Origin of the sequence: Deinococcus koreensis, assembly GCF_002901445.1 — a bacterium.
In the GTDB taxonomy this organism is placed as follows: Bacteria; Deinococcota; Deinococci; order Deinococcales; family Deinococcaceae; genus Deinococcus; species Deinococcus koreensis.
In genome coordinates this window covers 60,160-81,362 of sequence record NZ_PPPD01000004.1, presented here as the reverse complement: position 1 = coordinate 81,362, position 21,203 = coordinate 60,160, and the positions used below count along the sequence as shown (strand labels likewise).

Annotated in this window: 19 protein-coding genes and 1 pseudogene; 16 read left to right on the top strand and 4 right to left on the bottom strand. The window is 61.9% G+C overall.

All coding sequences use genetic code 11. The annotated features are described in order from the left end of the window. Window positions 1–282 precede the first annotated feature (282 nt). Entirely contained in the window at window positions 283–1,686 is a 1,404-nt protein-coding gene (locus tag CVO96_RS19700) for a replication initiator protein A (RefSeq protein ID WP_103314179.1), read from the bottom strand. Between the two features lie 884 nt (window positions 1,687–2,570). On the opposite strand from CVO96_RS19700, the gene CVO96_RS19695 reads away from it, so the two are divergent. The 16 genes and pseudogenes from CVO96_RS19695 (at window position 2,571) to CVO96_RS20855 (ending at window position 18,743) form a co-directional block, all read left to right on the top strand. Further along, the gene (locus CVO96_RS19695) at window positions 2,571–3,083 is read left to right on the top strand and encodes a hypothetical protein (protein ID WP_133161881.1); all 513 of its coding nucleotides are present in this window, start codon (window positions 2,571–2,573) and stop codon (window positions 3,081–3,083) included. A gap of 198 nt (window positions 3,084–3,281) precedes the next feature. Next, on the top strand, window positions 3,282–3,764 hold the full coding sequence (locus CVO96_RS19690; RefSeq protein ID WP_103314177.1) for a hypothetical protein: 483 nt from the start codon (window positions 3,282–3,284) through the stop codon (window positions 3,762–3,764). 2 nt (window positions 3,765–3,766) lie between these two features. Beyond that, complete coding sequence (locus CVO96_RS19685) at window positions 3,767–4,480, top strand: hypothetical protein (protein WP_103314176.1); 714 nt, start codon at window positions 3,767–3,769, stop codon at window positions 4,478–4,480. A gap of 12 nt (window positions 4,481–4,492) precedes the next feature. After that, window positions 4,493–4,912: a hypothetical protein gene (locus CVO96_RS19680; RefSeq protein WP_103314175.1), complete on the top strand. Its 420-nt coding sequence runs from the start codon at window positions 4,493–4,495 to the stop codon at window positions 4,910–4,912. A gap of 89 nt (window positions 4,913–5,001) precedes the next feature. Beyond that, window positions 5,002–6,630 (top strand): type IV secretory system conjugative DNA transfer family protein, encoded by a 1,629-nt coding sequence (locus CVO96_RS19675; RefSeq protein WP_165795459.1) that lies wholly within the window; start codon window positions 5,002–5,004, stop codon window positions 6,628–6,630. A 90-nt stretch (window positions 6,631–6,720) separates the two neighbouring features. Next, window positions 6,721–7,737 (top strand): hypothetical protein, encoded by a 1,017-nt coding sequence (locus CVO96_RS19670; protein WP_103314173.1) that lies wholly within the window; start codon window positions 6,721–6,723, stop codon window positions 7,735–7,737. Beyond that, window positions 7,734–9,089 carry a hypothetical protein gene (locus tag CVO96_RS19665; protein ID WP_103314172.1) on the top strand — a complete coding sequence of 452 codons (1,356 nt, stop codon included), beginning with the start codon at window positions 7,734–7,736 and terminating at the stop codon, window positions 9,087–9,089. The genes CVO96_RS19670 and CVO96_RS19665 overlap by 4 nt, the downstream gene beginning before the upstream one ends. Further along, a complete protein-coding gene (locus tag CVO96_RS19660) occupies window positions 9,086–9,517 on the top strand; it encodes a hypothetical protein (RefSeq protein ID WP_103314171.1) in 432 nt (143 codons plus the stop codon). The genes CVO96_RS19665 and CVO96_RS19660 overlap by 4 nt, the downstream gene beginning before the upstream one ends. A gap of 482 nt (window positions 9,518–9,999) precedes the next feature. Then, window positions 10,000–10,311 carry a hypothetical protein gene (locus CVO96_RS19650; RefSeq protein ID WP_103314169.1) on the top strand — a complete coding sequence of 104 codons (312 nt, stop codon included), beginning with the start codon at window positions 10,000–10,002 and terminating at the stop codon, window positions 10,309–10,311. 107 nt (window positions 10,312–10,418) lie between these two features. Beyond that, window positions 10,419–11,783, top strand: coding sequence for an IS701 family transposase (locus CVO96_RS19645; RefSeq protein ID WP_103314168.1), 1,365 nt, complete (start codon window positions 10,419–10,421; stop codon window positions 11,781–11,783). Window positions 11,784–11,965: 182 nt separating this feature from the next. Continuing rightward, window positions 11,966–12,274: a hypothetical protein gene (locus CVO96_RS20865; protein WP_133161879.1), complete on the top strand. Its 309-nt coding sequence runs from the start codon at window positions 11,966–11,968 to the stop codon at window positions 12,272–12,274. Continuing rightward, a complete protein-coding gene (locus CVO96_RS20860; RefSeq protein ID WP_133161878.1) occupies window positions 12,271–13,095 on the top strand; it encodes a hypothetical protein in 825 nt (274 codons plus the stop codon). Before CVO96_RS20865 ends, CVO96_RS20860 begins: the two co-directional genes overlap by 4 nt. A gap of 594 nt (window positions 13,096–13,689) precedes the next feature. After that, on the top strand, window positions 13,690–14,610 hold the full coding sequence (locus CVO96_RS19635; RefSeq protein ID WP_103314239.1) for a DUF2971 domain-containing protein: 921 nt from the start codon (window positions 13,690–13,692) through the stop codon (window positions 14,608–14,610). Window positions 14,611–14,832: 222 nt separating this feature from the next. Continuing rightward, a pseudogene (locus CVO96_RS21730) lies at window positions 14,833–15,030 on the top strand (ribbon-helix-helix domain-containing protein); the annotation flags it as partial. Between the two features lie 15 nt (window positions 15,031–15,045). After that, window positions 15,046–17,916, top strand: coding sequence for a DNA methyltransferase (locus tag CVO96_RS19625; protein ID WP_103314165.1), 2,871 nt, complete (start codon window positions 15,046–15,048; stop codon window positions 17,914–17,916). A gap of 602 nt (window positions 17,917–18,518) precedes the next feature. Continuing rightward, window positions 18,519–18,743, top strand: a complete 225-nt coding sequence (locus tag CVO96_RS20855; RefSeq protein ID WP_133161877.1) for a hypothetical protein — start codon at window positions 18,519–18,521, stop codon at window positions 18,741–18,743. 186 nt (window positions 18,744–18,929) lie between these two features. Here the strand turns inward: CVO96_RS20855 and CVO96_RS19615 are convergent, their stop codons facing one another. Genes CVO96_RS19615 through CVO96_RS19605 form a run of 3 tightly spaced genes read right to left on the bottom strand, consistent with a single transcriptional unit; the run spans window position 18,930 to window position 21,200 of the window. Continuing rightward, window positions 18,930–19,841 (bottom strand): DNA-3-methyladenine glycosylase family protein, encoded by a 912-nt coding sequence (locus CVO96_RS19615; protein ID WP_103314163.1) that lies wholly within the window; start codon window positions 19,839–19,841, stop codon window positions 18,930–18,932. Window positions 19,842–19,852: 11 nt separating this feature from the next. Further along, window positions 19,853–20,212, bottom strand: a complete 360-nt coding sequence (locus tag CVO96_RS19610) for a VOC family protein (RefSeq protein WP_103314162.1) — start codon at window positions 20,210–20,212, stop codon at window positions 19,853–19,855. A 58-nt stretch (window positions 20,213–20,270) separates the two neighbouring features. Then, complete coding sequence (locus CVO96_RS19605) at window positions 20,271–21,200, bottom strand: helix-turn-helix transcriptional regulator (protein ID WP_103314161.1); 930 nt, start codon at window positions 21,198–21,200, stop codon at window positions 20,271–20,273. Window positions 21,201–21,203 lie beyond the last annotated feature (3 nt).

Here is a 21,203-nt window from a genome sequence, read left to right as displayed (position 1 = left end):
ACCCTGTCGGCGTGCGCCGAGCGGAGGCCCAGACGGTCGGCCCCGTCACGCCCGGCCACGCCCAAGCCCGGCGCCAGGCCGCCTTGGCGCGACTCGTCAGGGTGCCGCGCGACCAGCTGGCGATAGGGCGCCCGAATGGGCGGCTGGCTCAGGTGGGTGGAGATGGTCACGGGCCGTCCTGGGAGGCGTCAGGGCACCCCCTGCATCGCCCTGCCCGGCTCCAGAGCCGCTGACCTGTCCCGCCAGCCTTCCCTGCCCTGCCAGGGAGACCAGGGGGGAACCTCAGACCTCCGGTGCGGTGACCAGGGGAGCGAGTTCCGCCACCACTGCGTCCGCCCGGCCTTCGAACACCGCCTTCGTGACCTCCCTGACCACCAGCGCCGCGTCCGCCCGGCCCGCTTCCAAGGCCGAGCGCAGCCGGGCGTACTGCTCGGTCGTCAGACGGGTCTTGAGCAGCAGTTGCAGGGTGCGCAGGGCCTGCTCCGCCTGGGCTTCCAGATCCTGCGCCCGAAAGGCCGCTTCCCGCACCGCATCCTCCTGGGCCTGCTGCTCCGGAGAGGGCGTCGGCGGTGGTTTCGAGGTGACCACGTGAACGGACGGCAGCTCCGGATCCAGATACTTCCCGGCGTCATCCTGAATCACGTCCACCAGCAGCGCTGAGGGATTGCGGGCCTTGTACCCCGACGCCAGCAACGCCTCGAATTTCGCCAGCCGGGCACGCACGTGCGCCTCCCCCCGCGTGGCCACCAGCTTGCGGGCCACCGGCCGCGCGACCCGGCGTTCCACCAGCGCCTCCACCAGCGGCGGATCCAGCGTGTCGTGCGCCACCTGCGGCGCCCCGAAGAGGTACGTCAGCGTCTGCTTGCGGCCCCGCCCCTCATAGGTCACGTCCTGCAAGTAGCCCTTCTGCTGCAGCTCCTCGTGCGCGCCCTCCAGCGTGCGCCGCACCTTGTCCGTGCGGCGATCCACGATCTTGCACTCCGCCGCCCACTCCAGCAGGTTCACCTGATGCGACACCACCGTGCGGCTGAGGTCATGCGGGTCGTAGCGCTTGGCGTCCAGCAGCCGGTACAGCGCGCGGGTCAGGGGCCGCTCCAGGGTGGTCAGGAAGACGTAGTCGAGCGGCTTGACATAGCGCGCCCGGATCGACTTGACGATCTGCCGGGCCAGCGTCACCGAGAGCACCGCCCCCTCGGTCACCGCGTCCCGCTCGCCGGAGGTCACGTCGTAGTCCAGGACATAGCTGAAGGTGCCGCTTGTCCAGCGCTGCTGCTCGTGGTCGCGCCAGGCGTGACTCATGGTGTAGGTCGCCTGCTTAAGGCGCCGCAGGGACTCGGTCAGCACCCGGTGGTAGTGCCCGTTGCTGTGCAACCCCGCCCGCGCCAATACCTGCGAGGCGGTCGTCGAGAGCCGGCCATCTTCAGGTGCTCCTTGCTCGATGAACAGGTCGATGAAGGCGTTGGCGATGTCGCCGTCCAGGCCATGCGGCACGCCGCCGTACTCGGCCGGCCCGAAGCAGGAGAGTTCGCCCGTGCGGCCGTCGATCTCGAACTCGTAGGCCCAGCGGGTGAAGTCCGCCGGAATGCGCTCCTGAATGGAGATCAGGCCCAGCCGGGCGACGTTGGCCTCGGTCAGCCGCTGCATGGCCTGCCCGGTCATCTCTGTGGACTTGCGTTTGACGGCCATGGGGTCTCCGGTGCCGGCAGTCTAACGCGTGGTGAGGACGCTTGATTGATGATCATTTTCTTTGGAATGATCTTTTGATCTGTACTACATGATGAATCAACATCAAGCGGGAAGGGGCATTGTGTGCCACACGGCGTTCTCCTCCTCTTTTCCCCCAAGAGTGTCGCACTTTCGGGCCCCAATCCCCCAAGAGTGTCGCGGAAAACGGGCCCCAATCCCCCGAGTATGTCGCACGACCAGAAGCGAAATTCCCCAAGAGTGTCGCCCTTTCGGACTTCAATCCCCCAAGTGTGTCGTGCGGGGCAAAGGGTTAATCCCCCAAGAGTGTCGCGCAGTCCACGCTGAATTCCCCAAGAGTGTCGCGCCTGAGCACGCCATTTCCCCCAAGAGTGTCGGACGACCAGCCGCCGCGTCCATGGTCGGCGCGCTGCGCTCAAATTCGCGTGCCAAACGAAGAGGATCAGCCTCATCTGTTCCGTCTCCCCAAGAGTGTCGTGCCACACAGCGCCAGCAATTCCCCAAGTGTGTCGCGCGCCCACCAGCCAGAGCCCAGGGCACAACGGCTTCTTCCCCGCCTTCCACATGCCTCCCCAGGCGGTGAGCACGGGCTGTGAATCCATATCCGCCCCGTGCCCCTCTGGCCCCAGCAGCGAGGCCACACTCCGAACCGCTTCATGAACCAGGGACGACTGAGCGGGCCACCAGCGAGTGTTCATGGGTGCGGCTCTGGTCGATGGTCAGCGCGGCGTCCAGACCTCCAGCGGGGCCAGCTGTGACCATCTACCTGCTGGCGCTGCCTCACTCCCCTCGGTTGACTCCGCGCTCCGTCCATCTCGCCTCCCCAGGCCCTTTACCGCGTGGCCCCTCTGATGTCACACTGACGCATGAACGAATACTTGCATAAGTATCAACGATTGTCAGCCCTGGTGCTCACCCTGCCCGACCACGTGCCCCCGTCCCGGTACCTCGCCGCCTTCCGAGACGCCGTGAAGGCTGGCACCCTGCAGGCCGCCCCCCTGGCGGAGACCTTCCGCGTGGGAACAGCGCGCCATTATGACGATCTGGTGCGCGTGAGTGAGGCCTTCCAGGCCTGGCACCAGCAGACCCTGCGGACATATGAACTGCGCCGCGCCCGGCGGGGCGTGGTGGCGCACGCCGACGACCTCCAGAGTGGCGCGGCCGACTTCGACGTCCTGGCCGAGCGGTACCGCCAGCAACTCGTCGCCCGCGCCAGCGTCAAGCATCCCCGGCCGGGCAAGAAGCGGCGGAAACCAAAGCTCGACGCGGCGGGCCTGATGCCGGCGCTGTCGCCCCCTGTTGATCCTGGGGCCGGGGTAGAGGGCGGTGGGTCAGGGCGGCCGACGTCACCTCTGACGAGTGAGTGGCCCGTGACCTGAGCAGCGGGGCTCCGGCTCAAGCGTATGGAGGGGTGGGAGTCGGCGGTGGAGGTGGAAGCCAACGTAAGGCAGGATAAGAGTCCGACCAGGCATCGATACTTTAGCGTCCTAGTGCGGGTTTTTCATTATTAAGCAGCCGCGCAACTTAATAAGCCCGGAGAAGCATCAGAAGAGGGCTGAAGTTCAGCTAGGAGACGCATGACCAAAGGCGAGGACACAACGATCCTGCAGGTGCGCGTGCGGCGTTCGGTCGCGCGGTTCCTCAAGGCCAAAGCGGACACGAAGGGGATGCCCCTCACCGAGCTGGGCGGCGCGCTGCTGGAGTACGCGGCCCAGGCCGAAGCCAACGAGGAGGGGGAAGCTCTGGTGCTGCCCACCGTCCGCCAGGTGGTCAGGCAGGAACTGGGCCTCTTTCTGGAGCGTCTCTTCGAGCTTCATGTGCGGACGTACATGGAGGCCGGCACGGCCCGGCGCCTGGTGCAGGCCAACCTGCACTACGGCCACGGCCTGTCCATCGAAACCGTCAAGTCGATCGAGGAGCGCCAGTGGGCGGCGACCTGGGAGGCGAGCCGCACCCACCTCGATGGACTGCTGGAACTGAAGCGGAGCATGGGCTACGCCGAAGGGCTGCTGATGGACAAAACTAGCCGCCTTGGGCCCAGTGATCAAACGGAGGACTGAGCATGGGCAAGGTGATCGATGATGTGCTCGGCGGACGCCGAGGTCAGCAGGGCGGGAAGGTCAGCCTGCCCAGTGGTGGAGGCCGTGGCCGTGGCCCGATCCGAACGGTGGTGAAGGGCCGTTACCGCACCCTCAGCGGGAAGGGGCCGAACCCCGCCCGGGGCCGCGCCAGTGCCGTCCTGCGGAACCTCGATTACATGACCACGCGGCCCGACGTCTCAGACCAGCGCATCAGCCGGGACGTGATCCTGCCCGACCGTGTCCTGAACGTGCAGGGCAGCCTTGCAGACCGCCAGGTGATCGAGGACGAACTGAGGGCCGCGACTGAGAAGTACATCTACCACCTGGTGCTCAGCAGCGGCGACCGATCCATGTCACCCAGAGACGTCGAGCTGTGGGCCAGGGCCGTGCTGCATGCCCAGGGCATCGACCGGTTTTACCTGGTCGTTCACGCGGGCGATCAGGGGCACACGACCCATCCCCACGCCCACGTCATCGTGCGGACGGATGTGCGGTTTGGCAGGGAAGAGTTTTTCAGGATGCGGCAATCGGGCGACGTTCAACAGCGCCTCTACAGGCAGCTGTTCAGGGGCTTTGAAGAGTCCTGGAAAGAGCGCGTGACCGAAAACACACCGGCCTCGGGAGGGGGCGTCCACCAGACCGAGCGTGACGAGGAAGAGCGTCGCCCCAAGGCGATGGATATCCAGTTCGAGTAGAAGGGAGCCCCCATGCGCTTTCAGACCCTGTATGTGGACATGCGGCCCGTGCTCCTGAAGTGGCTGGGCATCGTCGTCGTTCTGGCCTCCATGACGCTGCTTGTCAGCAGCGTGAGGCCCGACCTGATGGACGTTACAGCCAAGGCCCAAGCGGCCTTTCAGACATCCTCGGCAGGTGGGTCATTGAACTTCGGGTATTGGGACACCTGCCTGCGATCCAGCGGGTGCCTGAGAAGCTACGCCGTGACCTGGAGTGCGCCCGTGTTGATAAAGGCGTTCATCCTGGGCGGCCTGGGGTGTGGCCTGCTGGCCGCCGCCTGTGGCATGGTGTGGCGGCCGGAAGTGATCGCCATGCGTGACACCCGCGTCAATGCGGTGAAGATCGACGACTCCCGCCTGAAGTCACCGACAGCGCCACGGGGCCTCCTGTGAGGGTCAACTACCTCCGGTTTCTCCTGCGCTTTTTCCTGGCCTTGATGCTGTGTGTCGCCGCTACCTCCCTGCTTATGCTGGGGCTGTGGATGATGGCCGTGGCCGCCCTGCTCGCTGGAGGCTGGTACCTCTACCTTTTCAAGGACACGGTAGCCGAGCGGCGCTACGACGCCCACTTCGCCACCCCGGGGGAGCTTGATCCGCTGAAGCCGGGCGCGCTGGCCGGCGATGGCGTCATGGTGGGCTTCGGCTACCGGGAGCTGCTGGCCGTGCGGCCCGGCCTCTCCGGCAAACAGGAGCTGGGGCATTTCATGTGGGTCGGCCCCAACCGCTCCGGGAAGGGGCTGAGCATCACCTCGAACCTGCTGCTGTGGCGTGGCTCGGCCGTGATCGTGGACATCAAGGGGGAGATTGCCGAGGCGACGGCGGGCTACCGGCGGGACGTGCTGGGGCAGACGGTCATCATCCTCAACCCCAGTGACGGTGAGCGGAGTCACCAGTACGACCCCTTCGCCGAGCTGGACACCGACAACCAGATCTTCAGCGCCGCCGTGGCCTTCATGAATCCCAACCAGGACGGGGAGAACGCGATCTTCGCCCAGCGGGCGTCCGCCATGTTGGCCGCCATGATCCGCGCGGCCAGGGTGGGGGGCTGGCCGGTCATTCCCACGTTGGACGCCCTGCTGTTTCACCCGGACGGCGTGAGGGGCGCGGCCCTCTCGCTGCAGGCGCTGGGCGACCCGATGATCGACAAGTGGCTCAATGCCTTCCTGTCCAGGGCGCCCAACCGGGTGGACTGGGGCGCGGCGGCGGGTGACCGCTTCCTGAACAACTCGTGGCAGCGTCTGGTGACGGCGGCGCAGTACTTGACCACGGATGGCGTCATCCACATGACGGCCGGCCGCGACTTCACGGCCAGTGATCTGATGGACGGCCCGGTGACGGTCTACCTCGTGTTCCGCGAGTCGGAACTCGACCTGACGCTGCCCCTGTTCAACCTGGTGGTGGACGCCATGCTGCGCGCCGTGACGCGGGCCTACGACCTGAACCGCGAGCACTACGCCCGTCAGGGCGTGAAGACCCTGGCGGTGTTCGACGAGGCGTTCAGGGCCACGCCCACCCTGTTGCCGGAGTACAGCGCCACGGTCTCGGGGCGCGGCATCTCCATGTGCGTCTACGTGCAGAGCATCGCGCAGCTCACCGACGTGTGGGGCAAAGCCGGGAAAACCACGCTGCTGGACAACGTTCACACCAAGATTTTTCTGTCGGCGGTCGACCGCAACGAGGGCGACAGGGATAGCACGTCGGCCTTTGTCGCGAACTCGTGCGGGTCGTACATGGTGGAAGACCGGGGCATCAACAAGCAGGAGCACGGGCACGAACTGTCCAGCACCGTGCGGCTGACCCCGCGGGAACTCATCACGGCGGCCGAGTTCGGGCAGTTGCCGCCCACGCACAGCATCGTGCTCACCAACGAGCTGCCGCCCATCCTCGCGCACCGGCTGGAGCCGTGGCAGTTTCGGGCGTTCAAGCTGGCTGAGTCTCTGCCTCTTCCCAAACTGCCGGACAGGGCCGAGGTGGCCCGCCCGGAGATCGTGCTTCCCAAGCCCAGGCCTCGTGCACGCGCTAAGTCCGAGAAGTCTGCACCGGCCCCCACACCGGGGCGAATCACCCCAGACCAGGGGGACGGCGACGGCCCGGAAGTCGTCGCGTTCTAGCACCACCACACCTGCTCAAGCCCGGCCTGATCAGGTCGGGCTTATCGATTGTTATGTTAAAATCAATATATGAGGAGAATGGAAGCGACGATGCTGACAGCCATCCTGTTGTCCGTGCTGGGCGCGGCCCAGGCGCAGAAAGGAGGGACGGTGCAGGGAGGGGCACAGCGAACATTCAGCGTCAGTGACCTGCAGGGTGACCGCCTCGGCCGCATCGTGGCCAGCAACAACTATCAGGTGAGCCTCGTGCTGCCTGCCGAGATCCAGAACGTGGGCATCAATGCCAGCAAGCAAACAGCCCTGGTGCCCACGGTCGACAAGAGCGACGGGCGCGTGATGTATCTAGACGTGCTGAGGCCGGGCGGCTACGCCACACTCAACATCCGCCTGGTCAGTGAAGGGGAACCGGTCATTCTCAAGCTCACCGTCGAGCTGAGCGAGGCGACGGGCGGCGTGCTGACCTACACCATCACCACGGCCCCAGCGCTCCAGAGCACCCAGGCCCCCAGAACGGCGGCCCCAGTCCCGACCTCGGCACCAGCTCCAGCGCGGCGCGTGCCCACCACACCCCCTGTCCGGCCCGTGACCACAGCGGCCACCACACCTATGCAGGTCGTTCCCAGGGTGGCCGCGCCCGCGGCGGCCTCCAGCACCCGGCCTGTGCCCGCCGACGGGCGGCGGGCGCTCAGCGTCCAGGGGCCCGCCGCGCGGGCGACCAGCCCTGCCGTCCGTCCGGTTCAGCCGGGGACGTCTGCCGCGAGGCAAGAGGACGGCCTGTCCGTCGAGGTGTCCGTGGCCCCCGGCCAGAGCGGCCCCGACCGCACCGTGACCTACCGCGTTCGTGACGTGCTGGGTACCGACACCCTGGCCTACATCCTGGCCCCCAGGGTCACCCTGCGCGCGAGCGGCCAGGGCCACGCGCAGGCCGCCACCACCACGCCGAACGTGTACCAGCGGGTGACAGGGGGTGGTGTTGAGGGCACCTTCACCGTCAAGGCCTCGGCCCTGCTCGGCAGCGCGGTGGTGCTGTTCGAGGTGCGTCCAGTGGATACCCGCACGCAGAAGCCCCTGCCCGCCCGCTACGTGGGCGTCATGGTGCGCCCGTGAGGCGGCTGGTGCTGGTGGGGGCGGCGCTGGCCGCTGCGGCCCAGGCGGCCCCGATCCCGGATTACGGAGGCCGGAACAACGTCTATTCCAGTACCCAGCTCACCCCCGTGCCGCACGCGCGCTTTCTCAACGTGGAAGCCATGAAGCAGTACAAGACCTGTGCCGCGCAGGGTGGGAAGGAGTGCCGGCATTACGAATTTACTGCGCCGTACAGCCTGGAGTCCGAAACCGTCGCTGTCGCCACGAAGCTGCGCGCCGCCTGGCAGCGGCTCGAAGACCGCTACTACTGGCGGGCCCTGACCCGGCTCAACAACCCGGCCATGGTGCTGAGTCACTGTACTCTGGAGTGGAAGAGTGGCCAGAAAGCGGAGGCGGCCAAGCTTGTGGTGAACGTTGACAACAGGATGTTCCCACAGGAGTTGGCCGGCACCATACCCGAGCGTCCACCCGACGACCGGCTGCACCTGGACAGCTACGGCCAGCGGCCCCAGGTGCCCAACACGGACTACTGCGCGGGCCTGAACATGGAGTTCGCCGTCATGTACTTGCCCGGCACCTGCATTTACCTGGGCAGCGCCCGGCTGTTCTGCATCGAGGGCGACACGCCGAGCCTCAACCCCCTGGCGCCCCGGCCCCTGGGCTTCCGCCGCGACCTGGCCGTGCAGCGCGTCGCCAAGGCCACCCAGGAAGCCCACACCACCTATCTGAAGGAGTACGCCCAGGACGTGCTGAAGGCCCTGGCCCCCAGCCCCACGTTTTACCCCCTGCCCTGGTCTGGGCTGGCCGGCGCGGTGGTGGCGCCGACCATGCGCCCGAACCCGGACGTGGCCTTTCTCAAGCAGGGCGCTCAGGAGGCGGCCAACCGCCTGGGCGGCGTCTTCAGGGCCACGGCCTACCTCTACTATCTCCAGGGCCTCAGCGGGCCCGCTGGGGCGCTCCGGGCCCACCTCCTGCCCCAGACTAATGACGTCCTTGGGGTGCCCCATCCTCCCGGCGTCTGGAAGCTGGAGGAATTCAAGCGGCGCTGGCCAGTCAACCATCCGGTGATGTACGAGCGTTTTGGCTACACACACCTTTTCGAAGCATGGAGTGAGGTGAGGCCGCGCCTCCTGCCGGAGGTCGCCAACGCCAGGCCACTGCGGCAGATGATCTACATGGCGTCTGGGGGGAACGTGTACCTCCCCAACCTTATCCCCGTCCCCATGCCGGCTCCGATGCTGATCGAACCCTTCGCGGCCGGGCTGCCGTACACCGGGCCACAGACGCGCTTCTCATGGGTGAGTGTGGCCGAGGGGTACGAGGTGCCGCGCGTGCAGGGCGCCCCCCTGGGCTCCGGGGCGGTGACGAAGTGAAGCGCCTGCTTGTCCTCTGTGCGCTGCTCACGCCGCTGGCCGCCGCTCAGCAATCCCCGACGATGGAGCGCACCACTGATATCGACGTGGTGCTGGCCCTGATGAAAGGCCGCGTTGACCTGTACGGCGACCGGTTCGGCAGCGTTCAGTTTCAGCGGGGCATGCTGACCCTGCTCCACAGCAAGACGATCACGGTACGCGTGCTGACGACCCTGAAGAGCGCCCCGAACATGAAACCGCTCAAGGCCCTGGGTGCCCAGGTCAACACTCTGCCCAGCTCGTTCACCGGGAGCATGGTCATCGTGCAGGGGCGCGCGGTCATCCTGCCCCTGAAGCACGGTGGTTACGCCATCATGCGCGGCCCAACGGAAGCGGCCCAAACGCAGGGTCTGATGGAGCTCTACTGGCGATATTCCAGCCCATATTGAAGGGTTTGCCCGAGGAACGGGACAGGATGTTATCGTCCGCCTCCCCGCTGAGATCGCCACTCACCTTGGCGTGTCCGGCTCGCCGCATCTCTGCTAACGATGAAGCGATGTTCGGTGAACTGCGGAGGGAGGAGTGGCGCCGGCCCCTGTGGCCAGCGGAGGCCGCGCAGCGTGCCAGTCAGGCCACCAGGCGGTCGGGGAGGGCCGGGCGACCCGCACCCGCGCCGCCCTCCCCCGCCCCGCGAGCAGACCCTTCAGGTGATCTACGGTTCTGCTCGCCTGAAGGTGGGCCGCCCGGTGCCCTTCCAGGCCCCCCCCTTGCTGATCTTCTCGATCTGGACGCCCTGCGCGCGAAGCGGGGCAAGGGGGCCGGCACCGCTGGAGCGGGAGCCCTGGCGCAACTGCTCGACGTCCTGGTGCGCCACGCCATCGCCGTCCGGCCTGACCTCTATCAGCAACGGGGGCGAGCCCCCCGTCAGGTGGTGCTGCACCTGTCCGCCGAGATGCTCGCCGGCAGCCTGGGCAAGAACCAGAGCACGTACCACGCCTGGGTACAGCGCCTCCAGGCCCAGGGCTACCTGCACGCCCGCCCGCACTACACCACGGTGACGGCCCGGGACGGCCAGCGGGTCACGGTGGTCAATGGCACCCTGTACGCCATCCGCGTGGAGCCCGGCCACCAGGCCCACCTGAGCTACGAGGATCTGACCCGCAGCTACCGCGACCTGGACGCCGACCGCGAGGCGGGCCGTACGGCCTGGAAGGTCATGCAGCAGGCGGCCCAGCTCGACTAGGACGAGGCACAACATCCGCAAAATGAAAACACTGTGCTGGACGACGAAAAAATATCCGGGGGTCAACTATTGGTAGTCCGTTGACTGCCGTGGGCGCACACTGAGCCATGGACGGAGATGGCCTAGTCGCTGAACCTTTGGAGCAGTATTGCGCCCTTCTGGACGGCATCTTTACCCGGCAGGCGCAGCGCACTGCGCTACGCTTGTACCTTCAGGGACTGCTGTTGGGTACCGAGCGGCATAAGACCGCCACTGGCCTCGCCAACACCGAGCCCGGCAAAGTGGGAAGTCACCACAAAGCCGCACAGCGGCTACAGTGGTTCCTCTCGGAAAGCACCTGGAATCCGGATGACCTGCATCAGGTTCGGCTGAACCTGATGCGTACGGTGGCCCGTACCGCGCCCACTGTCGACGCCGTTCTGGTCATCGACGAGACCGGTGACCGCAAATACGGCACCCACACCGCGCATGTTGGTCGCCAATACCTGGGGAGTCTGGGCAAAGTCGACTCAGGCATCGTGACCGTCCATGTGCTGTACGACACGCCGCAGGGGTACTTTCCCCTTGGATTGGTGCCCTACACCCCGGCCCATCATTTCCCCAGGAAACAGGCCGATCCTGGGTTCCGCACGAAGCCCCAACTGGCGGTGGAACTCATCGACGCTGTCCGCCACGACTGGCCGTTCCGGGCCGTCGTGGCCGATTGCCTGTATGGCCGCAACGAGGTGTTCCAGACGCATCTGCTCCGTCAGCACATTCCCTTCGTGATGACGTTGCCTGCCTCCCACACGTGGTGGCATTTCGAGGATGAACCGGGTGGGGTCGAAGAACTGGCGCTGCGCGCAGCGCCAGTCGCGTGGCACCCGTTCACCCGCACGTATGCCGACGGCCATACCGAGGTGAAGTGGGTGGTTGAAGTGGACGGTGGGCCCTTTGGCACCACAAAGAGTTTCCGGTTGGTCGTGGTGACGTCGGATCCTGTGGCGTTATCTGAAGAGACCACGGAATACCTGATCTCTAACCTTCGGGTCGCGGAGGAGGATACGTCGCCTGGGCGGGCCCCAGGGCCCGCCGCCACACCCGTCGAGATCGCCCTGCTCTATGCCCGGCGGCCACGCATCGAGCAGGCCTACCGCGAGGTCAAGCAGCATCTGGGCTGGGCGCAGTGCCAGGCCAGATCGGATCTGGCCTTGAGGCGACACTGGAGTCTGGTCTGTGCTGCCTTCTGCTTCCTGTATTGGTGGGCATCGCAGTCGCAAGGGGCAGAAAAAGACCAGCGCGAGGGTAAGGCGGGTGCCGCGCACCCGCCGAGTTGGAGCGTGTTATTGAGGCATGTTCGCCTCTGGTTAGAGCCGTTTATCTGGGTGTGGCGCGCCTGGAGGGCCTTTTCTGGCGATCGACCACCTCAACGACTGAGGTGCTTGCTTGCCAGGGTCGCACGTGGGCAAGGATTGCCCCTGTACACCTCGTGAATACCGACTGGAACGGCCTCAAACACATGAGTCAACGGACTACCAGTAAGTCTTCTATAAGTTCTCAGTACCTGAGAAGACAGTTACAGGCGTGGGCCGTTATTCCGGGACAGGTCAACCCCCCGTTATTCACTGACCCCCGGATATTCTCGGCGGACGAGCTGGGAGAGGCTGTCCAGACTGTGCAAGACGTCATTTACCTGTTGCCGACGGTGGCTGAGGCGCACGTCACGAAGCGAGCGGCGTTGGTGGGCATCCTGGGAGCAGCCCTGGCACGGGCCCTGAATGACGAGCACTCCCGGCGATGGTACTGCCGGCTGATCTGGAACGCCTGGTCGGCAGAGATCCAGGGGCGGGGGGGGTTGCAGGTGCTCGCGGCGCAGCTGGCCCGGCTGGACGTAGATCGGCAGGAGTGGGGAGAATTGCGCCAACCAGCGGCCCTGCTGGCTTGTAGAGTGAAAACTACAGGAACGCACATGGAGAGCGAATGACTGAAGACGTGGCCGCACAAACTGTTAGTCCGTTGTCTAGACTAATAAAAATAACTAAGCAGATTAAAAACTATGAATTCCCCGATGAGATGAGTAAATATAGAAGAGGAGATGGGCATTTTAAACTAGGCCCGTGTATATCTTACTCACTGGGAAGAGAAGTTCCTGAAAATGGTTATAGTCTTTTGGAAATGATAGAAGACTATTCTGAAATGCATAAAATATGCCTAAAGACTCTTGAGTATGTGACAAAAAACTCTCCTAAGAGAGCTTTAGAAAGTAATATTGCTAATATTCAGACCGTTGTGGATTTATATATATCCAACACTATAAATGATCACGCGGACATAATTCATGGCTTTTCTAATGAAGTCTTAGCTAGAGTTGAGCTCGTAGGTGACAATCTAGCTGATAAAGAGATAGAAAGCATAATACCTTTAGATGAAATAAATGCTATAAGTGAAAAAATAAATGAAATCATAGATTTTATCCACAGATCTAGCCTTGATGATTCTGTCAGGGATAAATTGATTCAAACTCTGCTTGCAATTCTAGATGGCATTAATAGAATAAATTATATTGGCCCTGAAAAAATGCTTAATAATATTGATATGCTGCTTGGCCAAAATGTTCAGAACGTTATTATGGATCAGAAGACCGGAGATAGCGAGGCAGATGTTTGGGAAATTTGGAAGAAATGTATTGAGATGGCTGAAGGTGCACAAAAACTTGTAGAATCTTACAAATACTTTACCCCATTTCTACTTGTTGGATACAAATATATCAGCTCGACGTTTGCACTCCCCAGCTCAGATAAGTAGTATTCTGAGTAGAGCTCTGAGCTCTATTTCTAGTTACTATTTGGAGGAGCCTACTCAAGCCGTATTTAAAGAGGCACACGCTATTGGATTCTTTTATGCAAATGCTGGAAGAAGTAAAATTGTTTTTCCATATTCAAATTGTTATAATATATGACTTGTTGCATTGCAAACTACTTATCTTACCCACTATGGTAAAATCCTTTATACAAGCATAAAGAGTAAAATTGTGATCATTAATCAGCAAGAGATTCTGTTCTATTGGCAACGACGTTAGTCTGCGTGAATTTGACGGCAGCAAGCTCCACCCAGAGCGGCGCACATTCCATCGCATCGATGCAAACCTGCGCCGTCGTCAATAAATCTGGCTTGCAGTGCCCTCCGGTCAGAATTGAGCTCCACTGGCATAACACCCCCTCACCAACCATTCCAAAATCCTCAACTTTTCCCCTAAATAGCTTTAGGTGAGAAAATATTATGAGATTTTAGCCGGGTAAAAAGGGGCCAGTTTTCTCACCCTTAACACCAATTCGGGGAGGGGGAAGCAATTCAGCTGCTAATCACCCCCCGGCGGACGAACATGATACTTTTTAAGGAATGTCAGAAGATTATAAAATCTATGGAAGTATAGCTAGTTCTATACGACTCAAGATCTCCTCTCTCATAGAAAGGAAGAGTTCAATACACCGAAAAGACAGTGCATCTGTTTTTCATTATACAACAGCTGCTGGGCTTAAAGGGATTGTAGAAACTAATTCTCTATGGGCTACAAGTGCTAACTTTCTCAACGACAAAGAGGAAATAGTGCATGGTATAAAAGAAAAGAATAGAGTTGTCGATGAAATTCTTGAACAACCACGAACAGACCCAACTTACAAAGAGTTTGTGGCGAGTCTAAAATCTGACGAAGATGATGAGTCTGCTAATTCTACTTACCTAATTTGCTTTACTAACAATGGTGACCAATTAAGTCAATGGCGAGGATATGGTAGTACATCAGTAGGTTTCTGTATAGAGTTTGATATTGATAAGTTAGGCGAATTCTTCAATTCTGCTCAAAGAGCAAATATGATTATATTGAATATTTTCGATAACGTCATGTATTCAAGACCTGAAAAGTCAGCGCTATTACGCAACATTATACAGGAATATTATGATAAACTTATTGAGTTTGGCGTATCTGAAGACGCTACCTGCTCAAACCATTGTCTTAGATTCCTGTCCGACTATTTGGGATTGCTTAAAAATTATAATTTTAGAGAAGAATCTGAAGTGCGGGCGAGTTTTGGAATACTTGATTTTCTTGGACATGAAGGCTTGTCGTACAGAGTCCAAAATGGAATATTTGTCCCACATCTGATTCTAAAATCAGAGGACTTAAAATTACCAATAAAATCTATTAGAGTTGGGCCTAACAGTGATTTTCATAGAATAAACAAAGGTCTAAAAGTATTTTTGCAAAAAAACGATCAAGAAACAGTCATTATTCAAGATTCTAAAATACCGTATAGAATTTGACTCGACATTACTACTCAACATGTAAACTGAATCTCCTTTTCATAGATTGACCATCAGTGACTTAATACGAGTCACGACTTGACCTTCCACTCGTTTTACTCCCACTTACTAAACCATTATGAATAGAATACACAAACAAATATTGATAAGTTTTGAGTTGTGATGACAAAACACCGAAGAGGCTGTGGAAATTAAACTGAAAAGAAGTATGAGCGGCTCACCGTCACTCTCCCACCAGACCTGAAAGCGCAACTCGACGCCTGGGCGACCGCCGCAGGCCTAAGCCGGTCGGAGATGCTGTCCCAAGTGATAGAGGAGCGAGCCACAGCTACCAAAAGGAAGCAGGCGGCCACTCTGCCCCTGCCCCCAGGGTTAGGGGTGGCGTCGCCAGGCTTGGGCGACAGCGGCCCAGTCAAGTGAGAGACTGTGGCGCACATGCTCACCTGGAATGAAATCCGTACCCGTGCCGCGCAGTTTGCCGAGCGCTGGGCCGACGCCACCAAAGAGAACGCCGAGGCCCAGACCTTCTGGAATGAATTCCTGGCGGTGTACGGCATCGACCGCCGCCGCGTGGCTGCCTTCGAGCGCAAGGTGAAGGGGCTGGAGAAGGGCAGCGGGCGGGGACGAATTGATCTGCTCTGGCCTGGGCTGTTCATGGCGGAACACAAGAGTAAGGGCCGTGACCTGGGCGAAGCGACCGCGCAGGCGCTGGAGTACGTCCAGGTCTTGGAGGAACACGAGCGCCCCCAGTGGGTGGCGGTGTCCGACTTCGGGCAGATCCGCTTGCAGGAGGTGGCCACCGGACAGGCCGAAGAGTTCCTCGTGTCGGATTTGCCCCGCCAGGTGGAGCGCTTCGCGTTCCTGATCGGCAAGCAGCTCCGGCACCAGCGCGAGGCCGACCCGGTGAACGTCAAGGCCGCTCAGCAGATGGGCAAGCTGCACAACCTGCTGGAGGACAGCGGGTACACCGGGCACGCCCTGGAGCTGCTGCTGGTTCGGCTGCTGTTCCTGCTGTTCGGGGACGACACGGGTCTGTGGGATGAGCGGGGATTGTTCTACGACCTGCTGGCCGACCACACCCGCAGCGACGGCGAGGACACCGGCAGCGTCCTGGGGCGACTGTTCCAGGTGCTCGACACGCCGAAAGACCGCCGACAGGCGAACCTGCCGGACTGGCTGAAGGCTTTCCCCTACGTGAACGGCGAGCTGTTCAGCGAGCGCATCGACCTTGCGGACTTCTCCCCGAAAATGCGCCAGATGCTGCTGGACGCCTGCACGCTGGACTGGGGGGCCGTTTCGCCGGCCATCTTCGGCAGCATGTTCCAGGCGGTCATGGATGAGACCGAGCGCCGCAACCTGGGCGCGCACTACACCTCAGAGGTCAACATCCTGAAAGCCCTGGGGCCGCTGTTCCTCGACGAGCTGCACGCCGAGCGGGAGGCGGCCAGGGGGAGTCAGAGCAGGCTTCAAAAGTTGCTGGATCTGCTGCCCCGGCTGCGCTTCCTCGACCCGGCGTGCGGATCGGGGAACTTCCTGCTGTTGGCCTACCGCGAGCTGCGCCGGCTGGAGCTGGACGCCCTGGTGGAACTGCTCGCCCTCGAAGGGCGCAGCGCGGGCGGTCAGGGGCTGCTGGATATCGCGTTCCGGCTCAGGGTCAACGTGGGGCAGTTCTACGGCATCGAGTACGACGAGTTCCCCTCACAGATTGCGCGGGTGGCCATGTGGTTGGCTGACCACCAGATGAACATCGAGGCCAGCCGCAAGCTCGGCCGGAACTTTGTGAACCTGCCGCTGACCCAGGCCGCGCACATCCGGCACGGGGACGCGCTGGACGTCGATTGGAAGGATCACCTCAACCTAGCGGCCGACGCCACCCAGCTTTCCCGCGTGTACATCGTTGGCAATCCACCCTTCATCGGTTCAAGTCTGATGACCCCCGCCCAGCGCCAGCAACTCGTGCAGATCTTTCAGGGCGCGCAGGAGGCCGGGAAGCTGGACTACGTGGCCGCGTGGTACATGAAGGCCGCGAAGCTCATGCAGGCCGTGACGCGCGAGTTTCCCCAGCTTCAGACCGCCGCCGCCCTGGTGAGCACCAACAGCGTGACCCAGGGCGAGCAGGTCGCGCCCCTCTGGGGGTCGATGCTGCGCGACCAGCGCATGACCATCACCGCCGCCCACCGCACGTTCAAGTGGAGTAACGACGCTCCAGGACAGGCCGCCGTCCATTGCGTGATTGTCCAATTCCAGCCCAGCGCTCAGGCCAGCGGGCCGCGCCGCCTGTTCAGTTACAGCAGCCCCAAAGCGCTGCCAGTGGAGCACCCGGCGACGTTCATCAATGCGTATCTGACCAACGCGCCCGACGTGATCGTGACCAAGCGCCGCCAACCCTTCCTGAACAACGTGCAGCAGGTTGTATATGGAAATAAGCCCGTGGACGGAACGCGAGAGCAGTTGAAGAACACCCCGACAGAGGGGAACCTGATCATCTCCACCCAGGCCGAGCTGGACGCCCTGTTGAAGGTCGAACCGGAAGCCGGAAAATTCATCAGACCTCTTGTTGGTGCAGAGGATTTTATACAAGGTGGTCACCGTTGGGTGCTGTGGCTGCCTGAGGCCGAGCCGCACGAACTGGCGAAGTTGTCCAAGGTACGAGAGCGCATGCAGCGCGTGCGGGAGTTCAGGGCAGCCAGCCAGAAGGCGCAAACGCGGGAATGGGCCAGCCGAGCAGGGGAGTTTGTGGAAAACAGGCACCCAGCAGGGCAGTACGTGGTCATTCCAGCCCACACCAGCGAGAACCGCGACTACGTGCCATTCGGCTATCTGGGCACTGAAACCATCGTCAATAATTCTGTTTTCTTTGTGCCTGACGCCGACCTCTTCACCTTCGGGATCATCAGCAGCGCTGTTCATATGGCTTGGTTACATGCCGTTGGGGGGCGTATCAAGTCGGATTACCGCTATTCGTCCGATCTCGTCTACAACACCTTTCCCTGGCTTGACCGGGCCGCCCTCAAGCCCAAGCAGGTGCAGGCCGTGGAGAAGGCCGCCCAGCAGGTGCTAGAGGCCCGCAAACAGCACCCCAGCAGCACACTGGCGCAGCTGTATGACCCCCTGACCATGCCTCGTGCTCTGAGAGACGCCCACAACGCCCTAGACCGGGCAGTGGACGCCCTATATGGGCTCAAGACGGGCAGTACAGAGGCCCAGCGCCTAGCCGTGCTGCTCACCCAGTACCAAGAGCTGGTGCCCACGCTGGCCAGCCAGAGCGCCCCCGCTAAAGCTGGCAGGAAGCGCAGGGAAGCATGACACGCAAAGGCAGAAGTGAACGAAGAAGGCGACCTCTCGGCCGCCTTGATTTCTTAAATATAGAGTCGAATGCAGCCGGGGTCAAGCTTATGCACCGAGCTGCTGACAGGCAGTTTTCCAACCAACATGTTTCCTGATCGGCGTTCCATTGAAGAGGTGCAACACCATCAGTTCATGTTTTCAGCGGGATGTTAGTCGTCGCGGCTGGGACGCATCCAGAAGGGTACTTCCGCGTTTTCCTTCTCTCGGCTTTCTTTGGCAAGAGCCAGATGCTGTCGCAGATGCTCTACCGCCTCAGGAGTGAGAGGGGGCCGCTCAGACTGGCCAGAGCGCGCGGTAGTTCTGGGCCGTTTCACTCGTCTACTCACACGCGTCCACGCAGCCTCCTGGGCAGCCTCAACTCGGTTGGCCTGCTGCTGTTGCTGAGCGAACCGAAGACCTGCTTCTGAGCGCCGGTAGAGGGTTGGAGCTGAACGCTGTTTGCTGAAGCGAATGCGTTCTAGAAATTCTTCCTGATCGGCTCTTTCCTTCGACGAAGGCCCCTCGTCGAGATACTTGGTGGGATTGAGAGTCTGTAGATCACTCAAAGTGACCTCCCAGGCATGTCCACCATGCTCAGCAAGGTAGCTGCCGCTACTCTGCTTCCTGAATATTCGCGCTGGGCCTTCGGGGGTGTTGAGGGCTTCAAGGAGACGAACAGCGGGGGACTGCTTCACATCCGAATTGCTCAAGAAACTCCTGTGGAACGCCGTTTGAGCGCACCTCTTCTCTATGAGACTAAAGCTGACCTTCTCATACTGCATACGCAAGAAGTCACATTTCATTGAGGCTACACAGGATTACGCACTCCATAACACCCCTCAAACGACCCGATGTGAGCTGTTATGGAAGCATGCGGGATTGAGAGCTTTTGGTTCGATAGGGGGAATGACTCGTGCAGGACGCCTGTTCTCTCTGTGACGTCGATAGGCGCTTCCGGTGGGTAGCCTGTTGCCTGCCAGGCTCAAGACAGTTCACCCCGTCGCCCGTAGATAGTGTCCCCAATACCCCTGCCAAACTCCGTAGTGGCAGGCGCGCTCCCTCAGTGCCTGGACGCTCAGGGGGCCGTACATTTTGGTGGCCGCGCTCATCATCTCCCGGGTCAACACATTGCCCGGGTCGTCCAGGGGCAGGTTGTCCATGCGCCCCAGCCCCCGCAGTAGCACAAAGGTCGCCGACCAGGGGCCAATCCCACGAATGCGGCACAGCCAAGCCTTCACTTCGTCATACGGCTCCTGACGCAGCCATGCCTCGTTCACCTGCCCGAACGCCTGCGCGGCGGCGGCCAGAGCGTCACCCTTGCGCGAGTTGTGCAGCAAGCCGGCCAGTTCAGCAGCGGACGCCCTGACGAGGTCGGCGGGCTCAGGGAAGGCCCGCAAGGCACCGTCCGGTGTCTGCACCGATCCCCCGTAGACCTCCACCAGACGCCGTTTCATCTCTCTGGCGACGCTGCCCGGGGTACGCTGTGTCAACACCGCCCAGCAGGCGTTCTCGAAGGGCGTCAGGAACTTCACCTGGTGGTATCCGTACAACTGCCGCAGCACCTTCTGAAACGGTGCGTCCTGCCGGGCGAGGGCGTAGAACGGCTCCAGGTCTTCGTCCAGGCTAAGAAAAAAGCGCACCCGGTTTAGGGCGGCTTCCTCGATCCTGGGGGTGAGGGCGTGGTCGGAGAAGAGATCGCAGGTCAACTCAGGTGCCTCGACCGAACCAGCGGAGTGAAGGCCCAGCCCCACGGTCTGCCCATGGATCCGCACGGCCTTCGTCAGGGATCGCGGGCCCAGGGTCTGCTCCCCATCCATGGGCGTGAAGACGCCGAGAAACCTCAGCGTCTGCGCGAAATCGAAGGGGGGCACGGGTCGCAGCCGGTGGGTGGTCAGTATGGGCATGTTGTCCTCCCTCAGGCCTGGTGGAAAGTGAGCAGGTAGCCGTCCGGATCGCGCACCACGAACATGCGCCCAAAGGGGCCAGGCTGTGGAGAGGACACCACCTGTCCACCATTAGAGACGATGCGCGCATGCGCCGCGTCCGCGTCCCCCACCGCGAACCACAGCCCCACGCCCAGGCCGAGATCTTGACTGGTGTCCGTTCCGGGTAGGGGCAGGCGGATGGCGAAGATGGCGCCCCCCTCATTGCGAAACACCACCGCGCCAGGCCGAGAGGGCTCGGCGGCCTCAAAGCCAATCACCTGCGTGTAGAACTCCTGCGAAGCCTCCAGGTTCCGCACCTGCACTGACATGAAATCCAAACGAGTGTGCATTTGTTTCCCTCCACCTCCAGATTGAAGGGGGCCAGTGACACCGTCCTGTCAGCAGCTGTCAGGGGTACCGGCGCAGCAGCTCCTGAGCGACGTCGCGGAGCCGGGCCTGTAAGGAGGCGGGTTCGAGCACCCGGCACGCACTGCCCCAGGACAGCAGCCAGGGCAGCACCTCTTCGGGAGAACGTACCTGCAGGGTGACGAGGAGCCCGTCCAGGGTTTCCTGGGCCCGGGTCACGTAGTAGGACGGGTGATGCCGAACCTCGCGGGCCACCTCGGGGGCGAAGAGGGCGCGCACGATCAGCCCACGCCCCTCGCGCGACTCGTCGCGTTCCAGCTTGAACTCGGGCTGGCGCTCAAACGGTTCGGAGAGCAGCCTCAGACCCTCCATGCGGTCGAGGCGGAAGGTGCGCAGGGCGGCCCGGTCGGGATCGAAGGCCGCGAGCAGCCACGCGGTGTTCAGGCGGAACAGCCCGTGCGGCTGCACCCGCCGCGCTTCCCCCCCACCACGGGGTTTGTAATACCGGAACTCGACCGTCCGCCGCTCCAGGGTGGCCTGGCGCAGCGTCCGCAGCTTGCCCCGTGTTTCGTCCCCACCTGGGTCGCGTTCCACCAGCCGGAGGTGGTCACGCAGGAATTGCACCTCGCGCTGAACGTCCTCCCCGAGCACGGCGCTGATCTTGCGCGCGGCGCGGCCGGCGGCACCGGCCAGGCCCGGGTCGAAGGCCTGGGTCATGACGTCGCTGCCCAACAGGAGCATGACGGCTTCGTCCACACTAAAGTGCAGCGGTGGCAGAAAGTAGCCGGGCATCAGGGTGTAGCCCTGTCCAGGGGTGCTCACGATGGGCACCCCCGCCTCGTTCAGGGCGAGCACATCGCGGTAGATGGTGCGTTTGGAGACCTCGAGCTGCCGGGCGAGATCGTCCGCACGCGCGCGGCCTCGTCCTTGCAGTTCGAGGACGATGGCGAGCAGGCGGTCGGTGCGGTTCACGCC

Excerpts from the sequence above, each read along its gene's own strand:
- CVO96_RS19635 (WP_103314239.1), top strand. The coding sequence starts at position 13,690 with ATGTCAGAAGATTATAAAATCTATGGAAGTATAGCTAGTTCTATACGA.
- CVO96_RS19695 (WP_133161881.1), top strand. The coding sequence starts at position 2,571 with ATGAACGAATACTTGCATAAGTATCAACGATTGTCAGCCCTGGTGCTC.
- CVO96_RS20860 (WP_133161878.1), top strand. The coding sequence starts at position 12,271 with ATGACTGAAGACGTGGCCGCACAAACTGTTAGTCCGTTGTCTAGACTA.
- CVO96_RS19610 (WP_103314162.1), bottom strand. The coding sequence starts at position 20,212 with ATGCACACTCGTTTGGATTTCATGTCAGTGCAGGTGCGGAACCTGGAG.
- CVO96_RS19675 (WP_165795459.1), top strand. The coding sequence starts at position 5,002 with ATGATGGCCGTGGCCGCCCTGCTCGCTGGAGGCTGGTACCTCTACCTT.
- CVO96_RS19670 (WP_103314173.1), top strand. The coding sequence starts at position 6,721 with ATGCTGACAGCCATCCTGTTGTCCGTGCTGGGCGCGGCCCAGGCGCAG.
- CVO96_RS19645 (WP_103314168.1), top strand. The coding sequence starts at position 10,419 with ATGGACGGAGATGGCCTAGTCGCTGAACCTTTGGAGCAGTATTGCGCC.
- CVO96_RS19615 (WP_103314163.1), bottom strand. The coding sequence starts at position 19,841 with ATGCCCATACTGACCACCCACCGGCTGCGACCCGTGCCCCCCTTCGAT.
- CVO96_RS19700 (WP_103314179.1), bottom strand. The coding sequence starts at position 1,686 with ATGGCCGTCAAACGCAAGTCCACAGAGATGACCGGGCAGGCCATGCAG.
- CVO96_RS19625 (WP_103314165.1), top strand. The coding sequence starts at position 15,046 with ATGCTCACCTGGAATGAAATCCGTACCCGTGCCGCGCAGTTTGCCGAG.
- CVO96_RS19685 (WP_103314176.1), top strand. The coding sequence starts at position 3,767 with ATGGGCAAGGTGATCGATGATGTGCTCGGCGGACGCCGAGGTCAGCAG.
- CVO96_RS19680 (WP_103314175.1), top strand. The coding sequence starts at position 4,493 with ATGCGCTTTCAGACCCTGTATGTGGACATGCGGCCCGTGCTCCTGAAG.
- CVO96_RS19690 (WP_103314177.1), top strand. The coding sequence starts at position 3,282 with ATGACCAAAGGCGAGGACACAACGATCCTGCAGGTGCGCGTGCGGCGT.
- CVO96_RS20855 (WP_133161877.1), top strand. The coding sequence starts at position 18,519 with ATGTCCACCATGCTCAGCAAGGTAGCTGCCGCTACTCTGCTTCCTGAA.